Consider the following 18,801-nt stretch of genomic DNA (forward strand, 5'->3'; position numbering starts at 1 on the left):
TCCGGTGGGACTTCTTTGGCGCAACGACACGTACCTTATTTTTCCCTGGCCGACTCAAGGAATAGAGTCAGCTCTGCCATTCCGGTCGACCATTCAGAGATGCGATTCCCGTCATCGTCGATCGCGCAGCGCGGACCCACGAAACGCCAGGGTTCTTCGGGATCGAATCTACCGTCCAGCTCGTCCAGAAATATGACCGCGTTCTGCACGTAGACATCTTCCCCGCTGCGATAGAGCGGCCAGCAGAATATGAAGTTGCTGTTTTCCGGGTCGGTGATTGAGGAGATCAGGCACGAGACCGCGGCCTCATCGTCTGCGAGCACCTGCAATGCACGCTTCCAACTCCTGCGATAGTCGCTCACGCTCCAGAAGCTCAGATCCATACGGAACGTCTCCGTGAACTCTCCGACCGTGATCCTGCCCACCGCCTCGGAGGCTTTCACATCCTCCGAGGCGGCACTATCGACTACCTCAATCTCGAAGCCGTTACTCCTTGAGGTAGTTGAGATCTGGGTCATAGGTACCAATCCGTTGCCCTCTGCGGTTGAACATCTTCCAACCACCCGTCACATTATGGCCGTCAACATCGGGCGTGATGTAGTTCTTCCCATTGGAGAAAACCACTTGCCCGTGCGAGTCGAAAGGGGCCTTCTGCGCGGGAATTCTGGTCCTGTATCCAAGCCCACCAGCCCTGTCGCCGACACTTCCAGCGTAGAGTTCCCTATTCTGCGCACTCCGACCAGCAACTGAATCCGGATGGTACGGATCTCCCTTAAGTGCCGGAGATGACGTATACCCCTTGGGTAGGTCGCAATTACTGTTGTGAACCAGCACCGGAGTCTCGCCCGCCAGCACATAGTACGTGTGCAGGTCGTCGACGGTGAGGTTGTAGGTGCGGGCATGCTTGCTGTAAGCCCGGTTCGCCTCTACGGAGGCACGGGATCCGTCCACCGTGAGCAGTGTCATGCCTGGCCGGAGTTGGCCGGCCTCAACCCACCTCTTCTCAGACGGTGACCAGAAGGGGTGCTCGTTCGTGGCCGTGAGCTTCTTCGGGCCGTCTTGTGTCGAGATCGTCAGTTCGTTGAAGTGCTTATCGTCCTCGGTGACGATGAGGCGAGTGACTTTACGTTTGCCAGTTTCGCCGGATTCAGGGTCTGTGGCCAGGACCTCGTCACCCTGTTTGACGTCCTCGATGTCCTTGGTCGAACCGTTGGCCATCAGGACATCGGTGCCGGCAAGGAAGCACTTCGTGCAAGTCCCGTACATAGCCAGGACCAGCTCAAATCCAACGTTTGAGCATACCAAGCAATTGTTGACCGTCTCTAGCTTGTCAACATGCTTCCATCCCTTGTAGTACTTTCGGAACTCGGAACAACCTACGTCAAAGCTGTAGCTGCAACGTTCCCGGAAGTAGAACTCGGCATTGAGTTCGTAGCTCATTCCGGGGACGTAGGTGCCCCAATACCGCATCTGACCAACGGTCGGATTCTTTCCATTCTTCCCCCAATAAAGCTTCACAGCTTCTGTCGGTGGAAGCCCCGGCTTTCCATCGCCTAGATCATTGACCTGGCCGGCGGTCCCACCATCTCCGCCGGTGCCGGGGCTGATGTTGCCGGAAGGGTCGTAGCAGCCTTCGGTAGTGCAGCCGGCGCCGTGGGATGGTTCCCACGCAGAGTTGTCCGCGTTGGCACTGCATCCGTCGCAGAACAGCCCGGTGGGGTCCGCGGAGGTGACGGGGGTGTTGTTGGCGTAGGCGTAGCCGTTGAGGGACTGATGTTGGTCAGGAGCCAGGACGGGGTCGACGCTGATGAACTGGCCGATGCCTGGGTCGTATTCGCGGGCGCCGATGTGGGTGAGGCCCGTTTTCGTGTCGGCCGGCTTGCCGAGGAAGGCCTTGTCGTCCGGCCAGGCCGTGGGTGCGGTTCCTCGGGGTGCGCCGAAGGGGGTGGTGTAGCGCTTGGTGACCGCCATGGTCGTGGCGTCGAGGGCGAGGCTTGAGGTGCCGTGGTGGTCGCCTGCCAGGAAGGTGAGCTTGCTGCCAGTGACGCCTGCCGTTGCGGTACGCAGGGCGATGGTCTGGCCGGCGGCGGTGTAGTAGCGGCTGCCGGTCAGGGTCTTTGTGGCGCCCTTGGTGGTGAGACGGACTTCGGTGCCGCCGAGGTAGAGGACTGTGTCGCCGTCGGCTGTGGTGTTGCGGCGGATGAGGAGTTCACCGGCCGCGTCGTAGAGGTAGCTGGTGCCGAGCGCGGGCTTGGTGCCTGCGGCCGGCTCACTGCTGCCGACGAGCGTGCCTTCGGTGTTCCAGGTCAGGGTCTGCTGGGCCTGGGTGCCGGGGCGGCTGGTGGTGTTGCCCGCGTCGTCGTAGGCGTAGGTCGCGGCCTTAGCGCCCGTGGTCGTGGCCAGCGGGTGGGGCTGGTTCTTGGGCGTCCCGTAGGTGTAGTTGGTGGTCCTGTCGCCCGAGGTGGTGTGCTCGGTCTCGGACTTGCGCTGCCCGGCGGCGTTGTAGGTGTAGCCGGTCCAGTACGGGGCCGCGCCGTCGAGGTTGGCCGTGGTGCGCCCGGATGCCGAGCAGTCGGCCGTCTTGGGCGTCCAGGCTTCGCTCATGCGGCGGTGGCCGTCGTATGTGAAGCACTGGTAGTCGGCCTTCGCGGTGCCGCCCTGGTCGCCGTCGAAGATCGAGGTGACGTTGCCGGCCTTGTCCTGGGTGAACGTCAGGTCCAGCGGCTTGAAGGCGTGGACGGTGTCGGTCACGTAAGAGCCGGTGAGGCGGCGGGTGCCCGGCTCGTACTTGAAAACGTGATAGGCCTTCGCGCCGGTACCGCTCATGCCCAGGGTGAGCTGACGCACGTCACCGGTTTCGGAGTACTCCGTGGCCTGGAGGTACTGGCTGGTGCCCTGTTCGGTGAGTTGCTGCCCTACCTCGTTGTAGGTGTTGGAGACGGTTTCCAAGGGCAGTCCGGCGACAGCGGGAATGCCCGAGTTGGCCACGGTGCCGTCGGCGTTGTAGGAGGTAGAGAAGGAGAGCGTCTGCGGGACGCCCGCAGCGACGAGCGGGTCGCCGGCGGGCAGGATCAGCTGGCTGCCGGTGACCTGGTAGAGCGAGTCGTAGCTGGTGACCTTCTGCGTATAAGCCTTGCTCGTGGGCTGGCCGATGCCATTCTCGTAACGGACTGAAGAGTCCTGCTGCCCCTTGGCAAGGGTGTCGAAGGTCCAGGCGGCCAGTTTGGTGGCGTCGGTCTTGGTGCCGTCCCACAGGCCGGTCTGACGGCCCAGGATGTCGTACTCGGATATGAGGGACTTGCCGGGGCGGGAATCGGTGCTGCTGATGGCCTGGTCTAGCTCGTTGTAGCCGGTGGTGGACGTGCCCTTGTCCGGGTCGCTCGCGCTCACCTGGCGGCCGAACAGGTCGTAGGTGTAGGTCCACTTGGCCTGATCGGGGCCTTCAACACTGGCCTGCTGGCCGGCAGGCGTGTAGGCGAACTTGGTGGTGGTGTAGTCGCTGCCGGTGGGCTGGGTGCCGCCGTACTCGCGGCGCTGAGTCGTCTGGCCGAGAGCGTTGGTGACGACCGCGGTGGCCTGCCCGCCGGCCGGGGCCGTGGTGGTGACGGTGTCGCCGGTGTAGGCGGTGTCGATGGTCCAGAGAGGGACATTCTTGGCCTTGGTCTCCGCCGTGATGGCGCGGCCGGCGCCATCGTAGGTGGTGTCGACCTGTACCGGTGCTTCGCTGCCATGGGTGGCGACGAGGTCTCCCGTGGGGCCGCTCAGTTGGTCCCAGTTGTCGGACAGGGCGGAGACGGCGAGACCGCGCTCGTCGTAGAGGGTCTCGGAGATCAACCGGCCGCCGAGGGGCGAGGGCGTCTGGGTCTGACGGGGGCGCAACAGGGCGTCGTAGATCTCGTAGGTGGTGTTGTAGCCGATCTGGTCGGCCTTGAGGACGCCGTTGGAAACCCAGGAGGGGGCGGAGGCGGTGACGCTATAGGCGTAGACGTAGTTGGGGGTTTTGCCCAGCGACTTGGAGCGGTTCGGCAGCCAGACCTTGGTGACGCGGCCGAGACTGTCGTACTCGCTCTGGGTGACCTTGCTGTTCGGGTCGGTCACCTTGAGGGCGGCGCCGGTGGCGAAGTCGACGAGCGTGATGGTCTTCTGGAGCTTGGCATTCTCCACCGATGACGACGTCAGCGGCCCAGCGGCCACCGGGTTGTAGGTCATCTTGGCAGTGGTGGTGTCGTTGGTGTCCTTGGCCGTCAGCGGACGGCCCAGCACGTCGTAGGTGGTGGTGGCCAGCTTCTGCCAGACCGGCTGGTCGTCCGCGCCGTATCCCTTGGCGCGGCCCGTCCACAGCGGCTCGCCCTTGGTGGGGATCTGTGTGGCCGTCCAGGTGGTGGTGTCGTAGGCGATGGCGGTGTCGGAGATGACGTCACCGGGACGCGTGGCATCAACTGGCAGGTCCAGCAACGCGTCCGTGGTCGCACAGGGCTTACCTACCGTGCGGGTGCGGGAGGCCAGGGAGTTGATGCCGAGGGTGTCGTTGCGGGCGTACCACGTGCGGGTGCATGTCTCGTCGCCGCTGACTGCGTCGTCGCCCTTGTCCTCAACAGTCTCGGCCATGCCATATGCATCGAACGTGGTCGCCGTGGAGCGGACCCGGTCGGTGGGGGTGCCGCTGGTGGTGACGTTGGTGCGAGTGTGGGTGCCGGCGGTGCGGACGTAGTAGGCCTCGGTGTCGGCGTAGGACTTGTGCTGCGTGGCGGTGCGCTTGGACCAGGGGTCGTTGACGGTGCCGCCGACTTCCTGGGCGCCGTTGTAGGTGACGCTCTCGCGGGTGAATCCGGCGTACTGGTCGGCGTCCGTGATCGTCGGAGCCTTGATGCCGGTGACCTGGGCGGCCTTGCGCGCGTCTGGGTCCGGGGTCTTGCCGTCGGTGCCCAGGACGCGGTCGCCGTTCATGCCCTGCAGGTAGACGGCGACGGTCTTGGACTGGGTCTCACCGGCCCGGCCGGTGAGGTGGGTGACCTTCTCGAAGCCGCGCCAGACGGACCAGGTCCGTTCCTTCTCCTTGACCAGCGGGTCCTCGTCGTAGTGCCAGGCCGCGCCCGCATAGGTGTAGGTGTGCTCGACGGACTCGGCACCGCCCTGGGGGTCGCTGGTGGACACCGTCCAGACGGGGTACTTGTGGAACCAGTCGAGGAGCGGGTCCTTCTCGCCGTTCGGCGACCAGTAGACCGGGTAGCAGCGGCGGGTGTTCGTGTCGACCTTCGGCATGGTCTGCCCGGCGAGGCAGTCCTCCGCCATGTAGGTCACGATCGTCTGCGCCCCGGTCTCCGAGGTGATCGTGCGCAGCCTCGGCTTTTGCAGGGAGAGAATGTCGTCGGTCGCGCCGTCGACCCGGTTCGGCCGGAATTCGTGGCTGAACTTCACCGGGTCCAGCGTCAGATCTGTGCCGCGCTTACCGGTGTGGCGAATCTCGTCCAGCCACAGGGACTGGTCGGTGGAGTCCCCGGTCTCGCCCGGGTCGAGGTACTTCTGCGTGAGCGCCCACGAGTCGACCGACTCGTAGGCGGGGGTCGCGGCCGCCGCATTCCATGCCTGCGTGGAGATGCCGGTCATGCGCTTACGGGTGTAGAAGCTGGGGCCGGTGTTGCCGGTGCACTTCAGGTCCGCCTTGCACTCGGCGTCGAACGGCACATCGGGCCAGTTGTCGCGGGTCGCGTCGGTCAGGGAGCCGCAGTCCCCGGTGATGCAGCGCTCGGCGTAGCCGAAGGCGACCTTGTTCGACGCGGCAGGGGTGGCGGAGAACAGGGCGCCGGCGCGCTGCCCGTAGCGGATCTCTGTCAGGTAGCCGCCGCGGGTGTAGGCGGTGCCGTTGTTGTCGTCACCGAGCATGTCGTAGTGGTTCTGCTCGGCGGTGTACCAGTAGGTCATGGCGTTTTGGTGGGTGTCTTCGACGTAGTCGAGGTTCCACCGCCAGGCCTGCGTCTTGGACCGGCCGGAGAAGGTGGAGCCATCCGCGTAGCCGGGCTCGCCCGCGTCGTCGCCGAAGACCGGCACGGTCCATACCGAGTTGGTGCGGTCGGTGGCACCGGCGCCGTCGAGCTTGTTGAGGCCGAAGACGTACTTGGTGCCGTCTCCGGTGATGACGGTCCAGTGCTCGCCGTTGTCGTCACCGTTGTCCGCCCCGGTGGCAACGGTCACGGTGGAGGCGTCGTCGTTCTTCAGCCGCCACTTACCGGTGGTGTCGTCCTTGACGAGCTCGGTGGCCTTGCCGTTGAGGACAAGGGAGGCGTTGTCGTACTTCCAGCACAGGTCGAACTTATCGGTCTGGCCGTCATCGTCACACGAGCCGTATTTGCGCTCGACGTAGGAGGAGGTGATGTCGAAGCCTTCGCCGATCACCGTGCCCTGGTTGTTCGTGGACGCGGTCCGGCCGTCCACGCTGCCCGAGTCGTAGGAGATCTTCAGGTCCGGCTTCGGGCCGGCTGCCGACGGCGGGACACGCAGGGGGTAGGACCAGGTGAACGTGCCGGAGGAGCCGCCCGCCTCCCACGTGGAGGAGGAAGCAAGAGGCGTCGCCTTGTAGTCACCGTTGCCGGACTTGGTGCCGGCGGCGAGCGCCAGGACCATGGTCTGGCCGGCAGAGCGGGCCGCCGTGGACCTTGTTGCGGTGCCCGGCGCAGCACGGAAGGCCAGCTCGGTGCTGAGGTCTTGCTTCCTGCGGTGGTTGGTGAACTCGACCGCTGTGCGGGTACGGCACTTGGCTGCCGACGGATTGCTGAGCGCACAGTCGGGCAGGCGCAGCACCTGCAGACGGCCCGCCCAGTCACCGCCGTAGGCGGAGGCGAACGCCGCATAGTTGATTCCGAGTGCGGCCTGTCCGCCCGTGGCGGGGCCCGTGACGGTCAGAACGATGCCCTTGACGCCCAGCGCGGCAGACTTGTTCTGATCCAGAACATTGACCGTGACCGCACCAGCGCTCTGGGGCGCCTTCTTGCCCTTGGCCGGTTTCGGCGGGGCCAAGGTAACGGGAAGGGTGCCCGGCGTGGCCTTCGCCTTCCCCGCGGCAGGGACCGTCAGTGTCGCTGTTCCGGCCTTGGGCCAGGTGACCTTCTTGTTCTGGTCGGCTTTGGCGCGCGCGATGTCCGCACGTCTGGCAGCCGCAGCCTTGGCCCTGGCGGCCGCGGTCTTCTTGTCCACCTTGGCGGTGAACGGGGACACATCCACCGACCGGGGTGCCTTGAGCTTCGGCTTGCCGAGCGGCTCAACGTCGGCGGCGAACGCCACCGGGGCCAGCAGCCCGGGTATCAGAGACAGCACGGCGATCGTGCCCAAGGACCTCACGGGCCATGTTCTGCGACGGCCGCGCCTGTCGGCCCGCGGTGAGAACCGCTTCATTTATGTTTTCCGCTTTCGCTGAGGCCGCCCCGCAGGCGGCATGCGCTGATGCGCTCACGGCCTGGGCCGGGAGCTGAAAAAGGAGTGAGGGCCCGGGTGGCAGCGCACAGCAGGCGCTGCCACCCGGTATGCCGCCGGGGGCTACTCGACGCCGGGTTCGCCCATGACCTTCGAGCCGATCTGATCCTGCGTCATCGCGCCGGCCCAGATGCGCATCTCCGTGAGCGCGGCAGGCAGATAGTTGCCGGGGCCGGCGGACGTCGGTCCGCGGCCGGCTGCGAGCTCGCCGCGGCCCTGCTGCGCCACAGTGAAGGCCGAGTAGGCCTGAGGATCCAGCTCCACGAACAGGCGTGCCACGCCGTGACCCGACCCGGCCTCTTCGGTGGCGTCAAAAACTCCGGTCACCTGAACGGGGGTGTCCATCGCAGCTGCGTCCATCGACTCTGTTGAGGCACTGGCGACGACGGTGCCTGCCGCGTCGGTCGCGGTACGGCTGAAGTGCCACAGGCAGCCCCCCTCGTCGGAGACCTTCTCCACCCACAGGGCCCACGACGACTCCTTGCCGTTCGGGGTGGTGGCCTCCTGGCCGAAGACCTGCGCCTTCGCCCCAACGGGCATCTCCGCAAACTTCGCACCGTTCAGCTGGACGCTGGCCGTCACCGTGAACGAGCCCGCTTCATCGACGACCGGGCCCGTCGTGGACAGGTAGCCGGTGCCGTCGAGCCGGACCTGCTTCTGTTCCGAGTCCACCACCTGCTCCACCACGGCCCCAGTGGGCGAGAGGGTCATGTCCGCGGCGTACGGGAGGCGTTCGGTGATCTTGCCACCGGCCGCGTCAGCTGCGTCCCAGTAGGCGACCAGCTCGGCCGCCGGCATCCCGTTGGCGTCCTCGAGCCGGTTCTCCAGGCGCACCTCGTCGGCGCTCAGCTGCCGTTGCCACACGGCGAGCTCATCGATGCTGCCCATGAAGTACTCGCCGGCCTTGGAGCTGCCCACCGTCATGCCGGCTGACGATGTCCACGGGGCGTAAGCGGGGTTGGCCGTCGCCAGAGTTACCGGCGTGCCCTGCGGGCGGCCGTTGACGAAGAGCTGGATGGTGTCGTTGCTCTTGTCCGCGTCGTTCTTGGCGTCGAAGACGCCGGTCAGGTGTGTCCACACGTTCAGCGGCGGATTCGGCGTGTCGGCCAGAGCGCTGACATAGGCAGGTGTTGCCGAATCAGCGACGGCCCGGTTGAACACCCATTTCTTCGCTGAGAGGGAGTAGAACAGGTTGAACGCGGCGGACTTGTCCGTTCCCGGGGCGGACGCCACCACCCGGGTCTTGGACCCATCCGTCAGCAGAACCCATGCGGAGACGGTGAACGAGTCCTTCGTATTGATGGGCACTGCTGCCGTGGAGGCGTAGCCGAGCTGCTTGGCCGGATCGGCCACGTCCTCATTCAGGCGCAGTGAGAGGTCGCCGGTGCCGCGGCGTCCGCGATCCGACCAGGTCGCCGCCGTTCCGGCCTGCTGGTGCAGCGTGATCTCGTGCCGGGTGGGGCCTTCGGTGGCCGTATCGGCTGCTGTCGTGCCGGTCGCTTCGGCGAAGTGCCAGCGACCCACTGCGGTCGTGCCCGGTTGCACCTTGAAGTGGAACTCTGCCTGAGTTCCCTCCCGGCCGTTGGGGATCCCGACGGGGGTGTCGATGGCTTCCACGATCAGCACCTGGATGCCGGCAGTGGTGGGCACCGGTTTGATGGTTACGCTCGACCCGGCTCCGAGATTGTTCTCAACGTGCGTGTTCGCGGCAGACTCGGTCAGCAGCCGCCAGCGGTAGCCCGTGATGCCCGTATCGGCGGCGTTGGGCTTGATCGTGAAGGAACCTTCCACTCCAGGCCCGCCCTTGGGCTCACACAGAGTCGCGCATTGGGTGTAGGGCCCGTTCGACGTGATCTGCGGTTCCAAGGGCGCCGTCGAATCGAGCTTGAAGTAGCACCACCGCTTGTACCCGGACGAGATCGCCGTGGTCACGCCCTCATACGTCCAGAACGTCTGAACCAATGACCTGACCCGGTACAGCGCACCGTCAACTCCATTGGCCAGGCGTTGCTTGGCCAATGCGTCGTCCACGATGTAGCCGGTTGAAGGCACATTGAACTGGACGGCCGGATCGGTCGTCCATGTCCCGCCTGGCAACTTGCGCTCGACCCAGAAATGGACCTTCAGCGAGCCTTGGTCGTCGTCCCCCACCGGCTTCACCGCGGTCTGTGCCCGGGCCTGCAGCATCGGGTCGGAGCGTGTCGCGACAACGGGGGTGCTGTCCGAAGTCGAGCAGCCCTGAACTATGCCGTTGCCGGGGATGACACCGTCATCCGTCACGGCACCGGGCTTGAGGACGTAGACAACCTGCAGCTCGGCGTTCTCCTTGAACCGCTTCCACGCGTCCGGATCGTTCTCGTTCTTGGCCCTCATCATCAGGGTGAGGCGGGAGAAGTTGCCGTCCGCGAAGGAGCGGACCGTCTTGGTGAGGTTCTCGTCCGTCTCGCTCGCACTGTCGTTGAACTCGATCCAGGAGTCCGGCTGATCCGGCGAGCAGCTCGGTTTCCGGAGCGTCAAGGAGCATCACCGCGAGGCAGAGCGGCAGCGGCGGGTTGCCCAGGCCCGGGGCGGCCAGCTGAGCGGGTTGGCGACCTGGTGGCTGCCCCGGGGCGGGTCTCTTACCGGGTCATGGATCTACCGCTGAGCTGGTCACAGGCCGCATGGAGAAACCCGGTTGCTGCCGGCCCGGGTGGCGGTCTACTTCGTGCTGGCCATGGCGTTGTTCACCGACTGCGGGCCCGGTCACTCCGACACAGCGCCTTGGAGTGACCGGGATAGACCGCGGGTCGCCGGCATTTCTGGCGCACATCTGGCACGGTCGCTCTTCGTCCTGGACGCACAAAACTGGGGCAGGCTAAGCCGGCCGGACTCGAACCGGCGTCCTCGCGATTTTGGAGACCGCGCGCGACTACCTCTGCGCTACGGCTTCGCCCGGCTGCGATCCTAGCCCCGCATGCGCTTCAGGACAGATCGGTGCGCCGAACCTTCTGATCCGTAGCTCCAGCCAGATCGGTCAGCGACGGTCATACCCGTCGCTTCGGAGCCCCAGAGGGACGGTAGGGGACGAGGACGGTTGCTGGGGTTGCGGGACGGCACTGCTGTACAGCTACGTTTCTACGGTGGACGTTAACGAGTTTCTGTCACGACCGCTGGGGTCTGATGCAGGCTTGGGTGACAGGTTCGGTCACGCAGCCCGGAGGGCCGGTGTGGTCATGACGGTTTCGAATTCGTCGGGGGTCAGCCGGCCGAGCGAGGCTTGTCGGCGGCGTCGGTGGTAGGTCCGTTCGATCCAGGTCACGATCGCGATCCGCAGTTCCTGACGGGTGGCCCACGAACGGCGGTCGAGGACATTCTTCTGCAGCAGACTGAAGAACGACTCCATTGCTGCGTTGTCGCCTGCAGCCCCGACCCTCCCTATGGATCCGGCAATCCGGTGCCGGTCGAGCGCCTGGACAAATTTCCGCGACCGGAACTGCGATCCACGATCGGTATGCAGAACGCACCCGGCAACGTCGTCGCGCCGGGCAACAGCGCTGTCCAGGGCCGCGACGGCCAGACGGGATTTCATCCGCGTGTCGATGGAGTAGCCGACGATCCTCTTACTGAAGACGTCCTTGATCGCGCATAGGTACAACTTCCCTTCGCCCGTGACGTGTTCGGTGATGTCCGCAAGCCACAGCCGGTTCGGGCCGTCTGCGGTGAAGTCACGGCGGACGAGGTCGTCATGCACCGGCGGGCCGGCCTTCTTGGCAGTGCTGCGTCTCTTCCCAAACACGCTCCACCAGCTGTTGTCCCGGCAGATTCGCCACGCGGTCCGGTCGGCCATGGCAGCCCCCGAGCCGCGGGCCTCGTCGGCCAGGAAGCGGTAGCCGAACTCCGGGTCGTCACGGTGGGCATCGAACAACGCGTTCGCGCGAAGGACCTCCTCAAGGACGGCATCGGCCACCGGGTGACTGAGCCAGCGGTAGTAGGGCTGCCTGGCGAGCTTGAGGACCCGGCACGTGACCGTGACGGGAATCCCGTCCGCGGTCAGCTCCTTCACGAGCGGGTAGATCCTTTTCCCGGCAGATTCGCCTGCGACAGGTAGGCCGCGGCCCGGCGCAGGACCTCGTTCTCCTGCTCCAGCAGCTTGATCCGCCGACGCGCCTCCCGCAGTTCCGCGTTCTCCTGCCTGGTGGTTCCGGGTTTCATCCCGTCGTCGATGTCTGTGCGGCGCATCCACTTCGACAGCGTCATCACATGGACACCGAAGTCGGCAGCCACCTGCTCCAGCGTCACACCCGGGCCGCGGTTCCTCGCGACCCGCACGACATCCTCGCGGAACTCTTCCGGATACGGCTTCGGCACAACAACATCCTTCCCACCCACCCCACAGGGCAAGCCAGTTCAGATGTCACCCGATCGTGCATCAGACCCCACCTCGTTCGGCTACGCGAGAAGGTCGGCGAGCGAGAACAGGCTGAGAATCTCGCCCTTCAAGGCCTTGCTGACGGCCAGGCGGCGGCCTTGGAATGGCTTGCCCGTACGCGGGATGAGTCCAGGGACCTCGAGGCAGCCGAACGCCTCGTGCTCCAAGCCGCAGAGGCTGGCATCGCGCACGTCCTGCATGACCTTGTGATGCGACGGGAGGCAGCCGGCGACCACGAGAGGGCGGAGCGCCTCGCCCTTCAAGCCGCTGATTCTGGCGGCCTTCTGCAAAGTCTCGCTCGCCATAGCCTCCGCGAACCCGACGGCAGAGCTGCAGCCCTACTGCAACAAGCCGTCGACGCTGGCAACACCAGTGCTCTGCTCGACCTTGCGAAGCTGCAGGAGGAGGCAGGGAGCCATGAACGCGCCGAGCGCCTCGCTCTCCAGGCTGCCGACACCGGCAACACACGCGCCCTCGAAGAACTCGTGAAAATGCGAGAGGGAGCAGGCGACCAGCAAGGAGCCGAGCGCCTCGCCATTCAGGCCGCCAACGCGGGCAACTCGGCCGTCGTTGTCTGGCTGTCTCTCAATCGGAGGGACAAGAAGGTGGGCCGTTCCGGGCGCCTGTGGCCCTTCGGACTCAACCCGGACGGAACCCCAACCTCCCCGTGGTGATCAACCCGCCTTGAAGGAGCCGCCTTCGCAGAAATGCGGCATCTCAGTGCTAAAGCGTGTTGCACAAGGTCTGTGATCAGGACCACCAACCCGGTGCTCAGCGCCGAACTGCAGCCCAGGCCGAAGATCGACGCCCGACCGCCCGAATCAGCGGCTTCGTAGCACGCCCGCTGAGTGACCGGGGCCCGCTTTTCGTCACCCCAGACGACGCAATTTCGTCACCAGCCCGCACACGTGGGGATGGTCTCATCGACACGTGCTCGGGGAGGGAAGCGGCGCCCATGCCGCGGCGGGGATGATCCCGACAATGGCCGAGCGCATCACCGCGCGGGTCGACTACTCCCCGCACCTGCGGTGGACTCCCACATGACCCTGCCGGTAACGACTGGCTGATCGGGGTCGAACGGCTCGGCCTCGAGGTCGGCGTCCGGAATTTTAGAGCGAACGAAGGGGAAGCGGAAGCGGGCCCGGCAGCTGAGTGATCAAAGGCCGTCATGGCGCGTCACCTTAGGGGCTGGAGATCTGCGGCGCGCGGCGAGCCGTGCCTGGCCTAGCCGCCGGTCGGCGCGTCGTCTCAGGCACGTCCGAGGCGTGGTGTTCGCCGCCGGCTTCGCCGCGCTGCTCGCCGCATGTTCCCGCGGCCTTGCGGCCACGTCGGCCGCCGAGCCCAGGCTGACCGCAAGCGCCGCGCTGGTGGCGGTGAGGCTCAAGATCACTGATGGCCTGCCGTACCTCCGCGGCGACTCGGCCACGTCCTCGGCCCGGTCCGTACAAGAATGAAATGGCCGAACCGTTATGCGTTGTGCGCGGCGACAGTTGGCCAGGCCACACTGGTCGGTGTGAGCCTGAACGCGTCGGCGAAGTCGCAGGAGGAACGGTTGACAGCGGTGGTGCTGGTGCACGGAATTTGGAACAGACAGCGCGGCTTGACGCCTGCGGAAGCGGCGCTGGGACTGGCCAGCAACGCCAGGGCCCGCCTGGAGCACGGCCTCTCTGTCGCAGGCCTGTTCCATGTCCCCGTACCGGACGTGTCCATGGCCTATTACGCGCATCTGCTGGCTGACGACCTGGCTGAAGAGCAGGCGGGAGATGGCCGCGACGGATTGCACTGCCTGTCGCGGGCTCAGTTGGCTCAGGTCTGGGAGTGGTTGGTAGCGGCAGGTGTGCCCGAGTTGAATGAGGCACAGGCCACGTACCTGATGCCGGTGAGGCAGGGGCTGGGATGGCTGGTCCAGCACCGCCTGGGGGACGGGTTGAGCTCTCGGGTTCGACAGCAACTGACGGAGCGCCTCTCTCGGCTGGTCGTGGCCCTGGTTCAGGACATGGATGCCTATGCGTCGCGCCCGGGACGCAGACGGGCGGTGCGCGAGTCCGTGGCGCACGTCATTCGCAGGGAGCGACCCCGGGCGGTGATAGGGCATTCGTTGGGGTCAGTGGTCGCGTACGAGACGCTGCACGCATTTCCGGATCTCGAGGTGGAGCTCTTGGTGACCCTTGGTTCCCCTTTGGGGCTGCCAGCGATGATGCGGAGGTTGGAACCGGAGCCGCGTGACGGCCGCGGGGCCCGGCCGGAGGGGATCCGGCGGTGGATTAACATCGCTGACAGCGGGGACGTCGTCGCGATTCCGCCACGGTTGGGAGACGCGTTCCCCGTTGATGTGCACGAGACCGTGGACATCGGCCTGCTCGATCCGCACACGTTGGGCGGCTATCTGGCCAATGGGGCGCTCGCCGCCGCCATCGCCCCCTACCTTTCTTCCTAATTCGTCTTCATCTGGTCGTCCATTCTGCGGCGCCGCCGGATAGCCGGCGGCGCGATACGGCGGACAAGTGCGTGGGAGCTTCTATGGCGGGACGCTCACTGGTCGTGGGCGCGGGTGGTTTTCCCGCCCAGGTCGTGTCCGAGGAGGACCAGGCCGCTGGGAGGATCCTGTTCGCGTCACTGCCGAGCGTGGCAGAAGCGGTTACGGACCTGGCCCGTGTCTTGGCGAAGGTGGGCATGACGGCCGTCCCGCCCCTGTTGGACCCGGACCGGCACGAGATGCTCACACGCTGGAAACGCATCCAGGAGGAGGCTGCGGACCAGCCGCTGGTGGTCCACTTCAGCGGCCACGGGACGGTGGGCGCCGACGGGGGGCTGTACCTGGTTGTTCGGGACAGCGAAGGAGAGCTCGACCGGGTGCGAGCCACCAGCATCGAGGTCGACGCCCTGATGAGGGATGTGGAGGGCGGGTCGGGCGGCCCGGTGCTGTTCCTTTTGGATGTGTGCGGCGGTGGGCGCGCGTTGACGTCGCAGTTGGCGCACCAGCTGTCCGGACGGGGTAGGCGGGCGTGGCTGATCGCAGCGTGCGCCGATGACGAGGTCACGCACGAGGCCAGATTCACCACCGCCACTACCGCGGTGCTTGATCGGCTCGCCCGGGGATGGCTCGACCTGTCGCCGGCGCTGGAACACATACCGATCGACACCCTTGCCGCGGAGATCGACCGCGAACTCGCCTGCGCCGACCGGCTGGCCGGCCGCGTCGGACAGTCGGTGGTCCGCACTCCGCAGGAGAAGGCGGCCTCGGAGGCACCGCCCTTCTTCCGCAATCCGGTGTACGGAAGTGATGCGACGAGTCGTTTCATGGCCCGTACCGACGCCGCGCTCCGGCAGTTCGCCATTGAGAGCGACCCGGGGCTGGACCTGATGCACTTCGCCACCCGCGCGGCCGGAACCAATCGCGCGGACACCAGCTTGTTCAGCGGTCGTACCGCACAGCTGCAGCGCATCGCGGACTGGCTGGATGACAGGGAAGGTGACCAGGAGCGGCTTCTGGCGATTACCGGCGGACCGGGCTCGGGTAAATCCGCCCTGCTCGGGGTGACGGTATGCGTCACCCATCCTGTGTTCGCCCCGCTCAAGCGCCGCATCGTCAGTCGTGTTCGCGGCTTCCGTCCCAACGTTCGGGCGAAGGTACTGGCCGTGCACGCTCGACAACTCACAACCCGGCAAATCGTCGGCTCCCTGCTGAAGCAGCTCGCCGACCAGATCTCCGACCCGGCAGGCAGCGCCACTTCGCACGGGCCGCACCCGACGGATCCGTCAGCCTCCGGGGCGTACCCCGAGGCGACTTCAGCGGACATCGGCCGACTGACGGACTCGATGAGGAACGCAGGACCGATCGTGGTCATCCTTGATGCGCTCGACGAGGCCGTCGATCCCGCCAGTGTTCTGGAAGAAATCCTGCTGCCCTTGAGCGGGCACGGCGAGAAGGATCCCGTACGCGACTGCCGAGTCATGGTCGGAACTCGGCTGTGGCAGGACGCTCTGCCACAATTGCACTGCGTCACCACCGCCAGGCCGGCCACGCGCCTGGACCTTGATACACAACATCGCAAGGACCTGACAGAGGACCTGACACACGACCTCGCCGAGTACCTGAGCGATTTCATGTACCCCCACTATCCGCAAAGCACCACAGACGCCATCGCTCACAAACTCGCCCACGCCACCGAACACGGAGCGTTTCTGATCGCTGCCCTCTATGCTGACCATCTGCTCAGCGAACACGCCGCAGGCCGACATGTCCCCGACCTTCAGATCGCAACCGGCCTGCCCTGCAGCATCACGGAGATGTTCGACCTGCACACCACCACGCTTGCCCGTGCCAACCCGTGGATCCGACCTGTGCTTGCCGCTCTGGGACAAGCCCGAGGTCATGGCATGCCCCTCGACCTCATCCACGCAGTAGCTCTCGCCCATGCGCCGCTGGAACTGCGCGAGCGGCCACTGCCCTTGACCCTGCAGGACACCCGCGACGCCCTCACCATGGCCGCTTTCTACCTGCGCACCTCCTTGGACATCGATCAACGCGTTCTCTATCGCTACTTTCACCAAGCGCTCGTCGAGCACACAGCCTCGGCCACCGACCCCGTGACCACGCTCGAAGCCCTCCTCGACACCGTCCCCGCGGCCGACGAGCGTGGCGTCCGTCGCTGGGAGCTGGCACACCTCTACCTGCGTCGCCACGCCGCCACCCATGCCGCGGCCGCCGGGCCCGGGGCGCTCGACCCGCTTCAAGAAGACCATATGTTTCTTCTGTACGCCGACCCCGATCACCTCACCGCGAACCTCCACCACGCCAGCAGTTCCCAGGCCGTCCAGCGAGGTCGCATGTACCGCACCACCGTCGCCCACCACGGCCGTCGCCACAGCCTGGCGGCCCGTCGCAGCTTCCTGGCCCTTGACGCTGCGGTGTGGCACGATTCTCATCTGGCCCGCACTCTCACCACCACCCCCCTCAACCACCAGATCGTCCCCGCCACTCCCCAATGGGCCACCCGGCACAGTGCGTCCGTCGACGCCGGGCCGGACTCGCAGCGGCGAGGGAAGGCGGTGCTCGCTGTCGCCACGGCATCCCTTCCGGATGGCCGTGCCCTGGTTCTCTCCAGCCGCTCCGGCGAAGGGGCGACCGTATGGGACATGGCGTCCGGCAGACGCCTCAGGCACCTCGCCAGTCCGGCCGGCGAAGTGACCGCCCTCGCCGCCTCGTTCCTTCCCGACGGACGGAGTATTTCCGTCACCGGTGACGTCGGCGGTCACCTGATCATGTGGGATCTGACATCCGGCGAACGCCTACGAACCTACGAGGGGCACACGGGCCGCGTGTCCACCATCGTCCTCGGGTGCCTGGCCGGCAGGCCGGTCGCCGTGACGGGAAGCGGCGGCAATGGGCGAGTGGTCGTATGGGACTTGGCTACCGGCGAACGCATCCGCATTCTGCACTCTCACCGGAGTTGGGTTTCCTCGGCCGGCCTCGGTGAGACCAATGGACGGAGCGTAGCGGTCACCAGCGGAGGCCACCGTGGTGGGACGGTCGTGTGGGACGTGACATCCGGAGAGCGCCTGCACATGCTCGGCGGACGCGACGACCAAGTGTCGGCAGTTGCTGTCGGCGAACTTGCGGGGAAGCCGATCGCGGTTACGGGCAGTAGCGGATTCGGGCGGGTGGTCCTTTGGGATCTGTCGTCCGGCAAGCAGATCCGCACTCTCACCAGCCGCGGCTACGAGGTCTCCGCCGTAGCGATCAGCAAGCTCGGTGGGCGGAGTATCGCGGTGTTCGACGGTGGCGATGGACAGGCGATCGTGTGGGACCTGGCCTCGGGTGAGGAGATCCGCCCACTCGCCGGTCAAAGCGAAAGGCTCTCCGCCGTCGCCGTGGCCCACCCACCCGGTGAGGGATGTGTCGCCATCACTGGTGGCCACGGTGGCGAACTGCTCTTGTGGGACGTGGAAACCGGCGGACAGCGCCGCGTCTTCACCGATCAGTCCGATGGGATGTCCGACGTCGCGGCCTACCTCGACGGCCCGTACGAAGCAGTCGTCACCGGGCGCCGTGACGGGCAGGTCAACGTTTGGAACCTGTCAACCGGTCAGCCCTCGACCGCATGCTCCCCTGGCATCAGTTCGGTCTCCGCGCTCGCCATGACGCGTCTCCCGGAAGCGCGGCACACCGCCGTCATCGGCGGTGCCGATGGACGCGTGATCGTGTGGGATCCGGAGTGCGACTTCCCGCTCCACCGCCTCGCCGGTCACGTCGGCGGTGTGTCCGTGGTCGCCGCGGGAAGACTGAACGGACGGAGCATCGCCGTGACCGGTGGTGCCGACGGACGGATCGTGGTCTGGGATCCGGCGTCCGGCGAATACCTCCCCCCGATCTTCGGGAACCACGTCGGTGGCGTATCGGCACTCGCGACGGCAACCCTTGCCGACGGTCGGGACATCGCCATCACAGGTGGCACCGACGGCCAGTTGTTCATCTGGGATCTGGCAACCCATCAGCTGACTCAGTCGCTTGCCAGACACCACGACGGCGTGTCCGCACTCGCCACGGCGTCCCTTCCCGACGGCCGGAGCATCGCCGTTACCGGCGACTGGTCCGGACGCGTCGTCATGTGGGACCTGGCCAGTGCCCAGCGACTCCGGACTGTCCACGGCAACGTCGGCTGGGTGTCCGGGGTCGCCGTGGGGAAGCGCGGCGATCGGCCACTCGCCATCATCAGCAGCGGCACGCGGGTCATGTTCTGGGACCTGACCTCCGGCGAAATGCCTTGGCAGCCTCTGCAGCTCCCCACGTTCATCGACGCCGTGGCGGCGACCAGCGCCGGCTTCGCCCTTGTACATGGCCCTGACATTGCCCATTTCACGTGGAACGCCCCCACCACCTAGGGTCTGTTGCGAAAGTGGATCTTGATCGGTGATGATCATGC

General features: G+C 66.1%; 9 protein-coding genes, 1 tRNA gene and 1 pseudogene. 3 read left to right on the top strand and 8 right to left on the bottom strand.

What is annotated here, in order from left to right; translation table 11 throughout:
- Positions 1 to 35: 35 nt before the first annotated feature.
- The 8 genes and pseudogenes from OG966_RS00515 to OG966_RS40590 all read right to left on the bottom strand — a co-directional run.
- The gene (locus OG966_RS00515; RefSeq protein WP_326647287.1) at positions 36 to 518 is read right to left on the bottom strand and encodes a hypothetical protein; all 483 of its coding nucleotides are present in this window, start codon (positions 516 to 518) and stop codon (positions 36 to 38) included.
- Positions 487 to 7,389 carry a polymorphic toxin-type HINT domain-containing protein gene (locus OG966_RS00520; protein ID WP_326647288.1) on the bottom strand — a complete coding sequence of 2,301 codons (6,903 nt, stop codon included), beginning with the start codon at positions 7,387 to 7,389 and terminating at the stop codon, positions 487 to 489. Before OG966_RS00520 ends, OG966_RS00515 begins: the two co-directional genes overlap by 32 nt.
- A gap of 141 nt (positions 7,390 to 7,530) precedes the next feature.
- Positions 7,531 to 9,984 (bottom strand): LamG domain-containing protein, encoded by a 2,454-nt coding sequence (locus tag OG966_RS00525; protein ID WP_326647289.1) that lies wholly within the window; start codon positions 9,982 to 9,984, stop codon positions 7,531 to 7,533.
- 337 nt (positions 9,985 to 10,321) lie between these two features.
- Positions 10,322 to 10,397: transfer RNA gene (locus tag OG966_RS00530), tRNA-Trp, on the bottom strand.
- Positions 10,398 to 10,651: 254 nt separating this feature from the next.
- Positions 10,652 to 11,814, bottom strand: a protein-coding gene (locus tag OG966_RS00535; protein WP_326647290.1) for an IS3 family transposase whose coding sequence is annotated in 2 segments (ribosomal slippage) — positions 10,652 to 11,527 and positions 11,530 to 11,814 — 1,161 coding nt in all. Because the reading frame shifts where the segments join, the coding sequence is not laid out codon by codon here.
- An 81-nt stretch (positions 11,815 to 11,895) separates the two neighbouring features.
- Complete coding sequence (locus OG966_RS00540; protein ID WP_326647291.1) at positions 11,896 to 12,180, bottom strand: hypothetical protein; 285 nt, start codon at positions 12,178 to 12,180, stop codon at positions 11,896 to 11,898.
- A gap of 33 nt (positions 12,181 to 12,213) precedes the next feature.
- Positions 12,214 to 12,393 (bottom strand): hypothetical protein, encoded by a 180-nt coding sequence (locus OG966_RS00545; protein ID WP_326647292.1) that lies wholly within the window; start codon positions 12,391 to 12,393, stop codon positions 12,214 to 12,216.
- Between the two features lie 503 nt (positions 12,394 to 12,896).
- Positions 12,897 to 13,045 (bottom strand): annotated as a pseudogene (locus OG966_RS40590) (cupin domain-containing protein); the annotation flags it as partial.
- 95 nt (positions 13,046 to 13,140) lie between these two features.
- Here OG966_RS40590 and OG966_RS00550 point away from each other — a divergent pair.
- The 3 genes from OG966_RS00550 (at position 13,141) to OG966_RS00560 (ending at position 18,760) form a co-directional block, all read left to right on the top strand.
- Positions 13,141 to 13,329 (top strand): hypothetical protein, encoded by a 189-nt coding sequence (locus tag OG966_RS00550; RefSeq protein ID WP_326647293.1) that lies wholly within the window; start codon positions 13,141 to 13,143, stop codon positions 13,327 to 13,329.
- A gap of 59 nt (positions 13,330 to 13,388) precedes the next feature.
- Complete coding sequence (locus tag OG966_RS00555) at positions 13,389 to 14,312, top strand: hypothetical protein (RefSeq protein ID WP_326647294.1); 924 nt, start codon at positions 13,389 to 13,391, stop codon at positions 14,310 to 14,312.
- 83 nt (positions 14,313 to 14,395) lie between these two features.
- Positions 14,396 to 18,760 carry an AAA family ATPase gene (locus tag OG966_RS00560; RefSeq protein WP_326647295.1) on the top strand — a complete coding sequence of 1,455 codons (4,365 nt, stop codon included), beginning with the start codon at positions 14,396 to 14,398 and terminating at the stop codon, positions 18,758 to 18,760.
- The last annotated feature ends 41 nt before the right edge of the window (positions 18,761 to 18,801 follow it).

This window comes from Streptomyces sp. NBC_01750 (assembly GCF_035918095.1).
Lineage (GTDB): Bacteria > Actinomycetota > Actinomycetes > Streptomycetales > Streptomycetaceae > Streptomyces.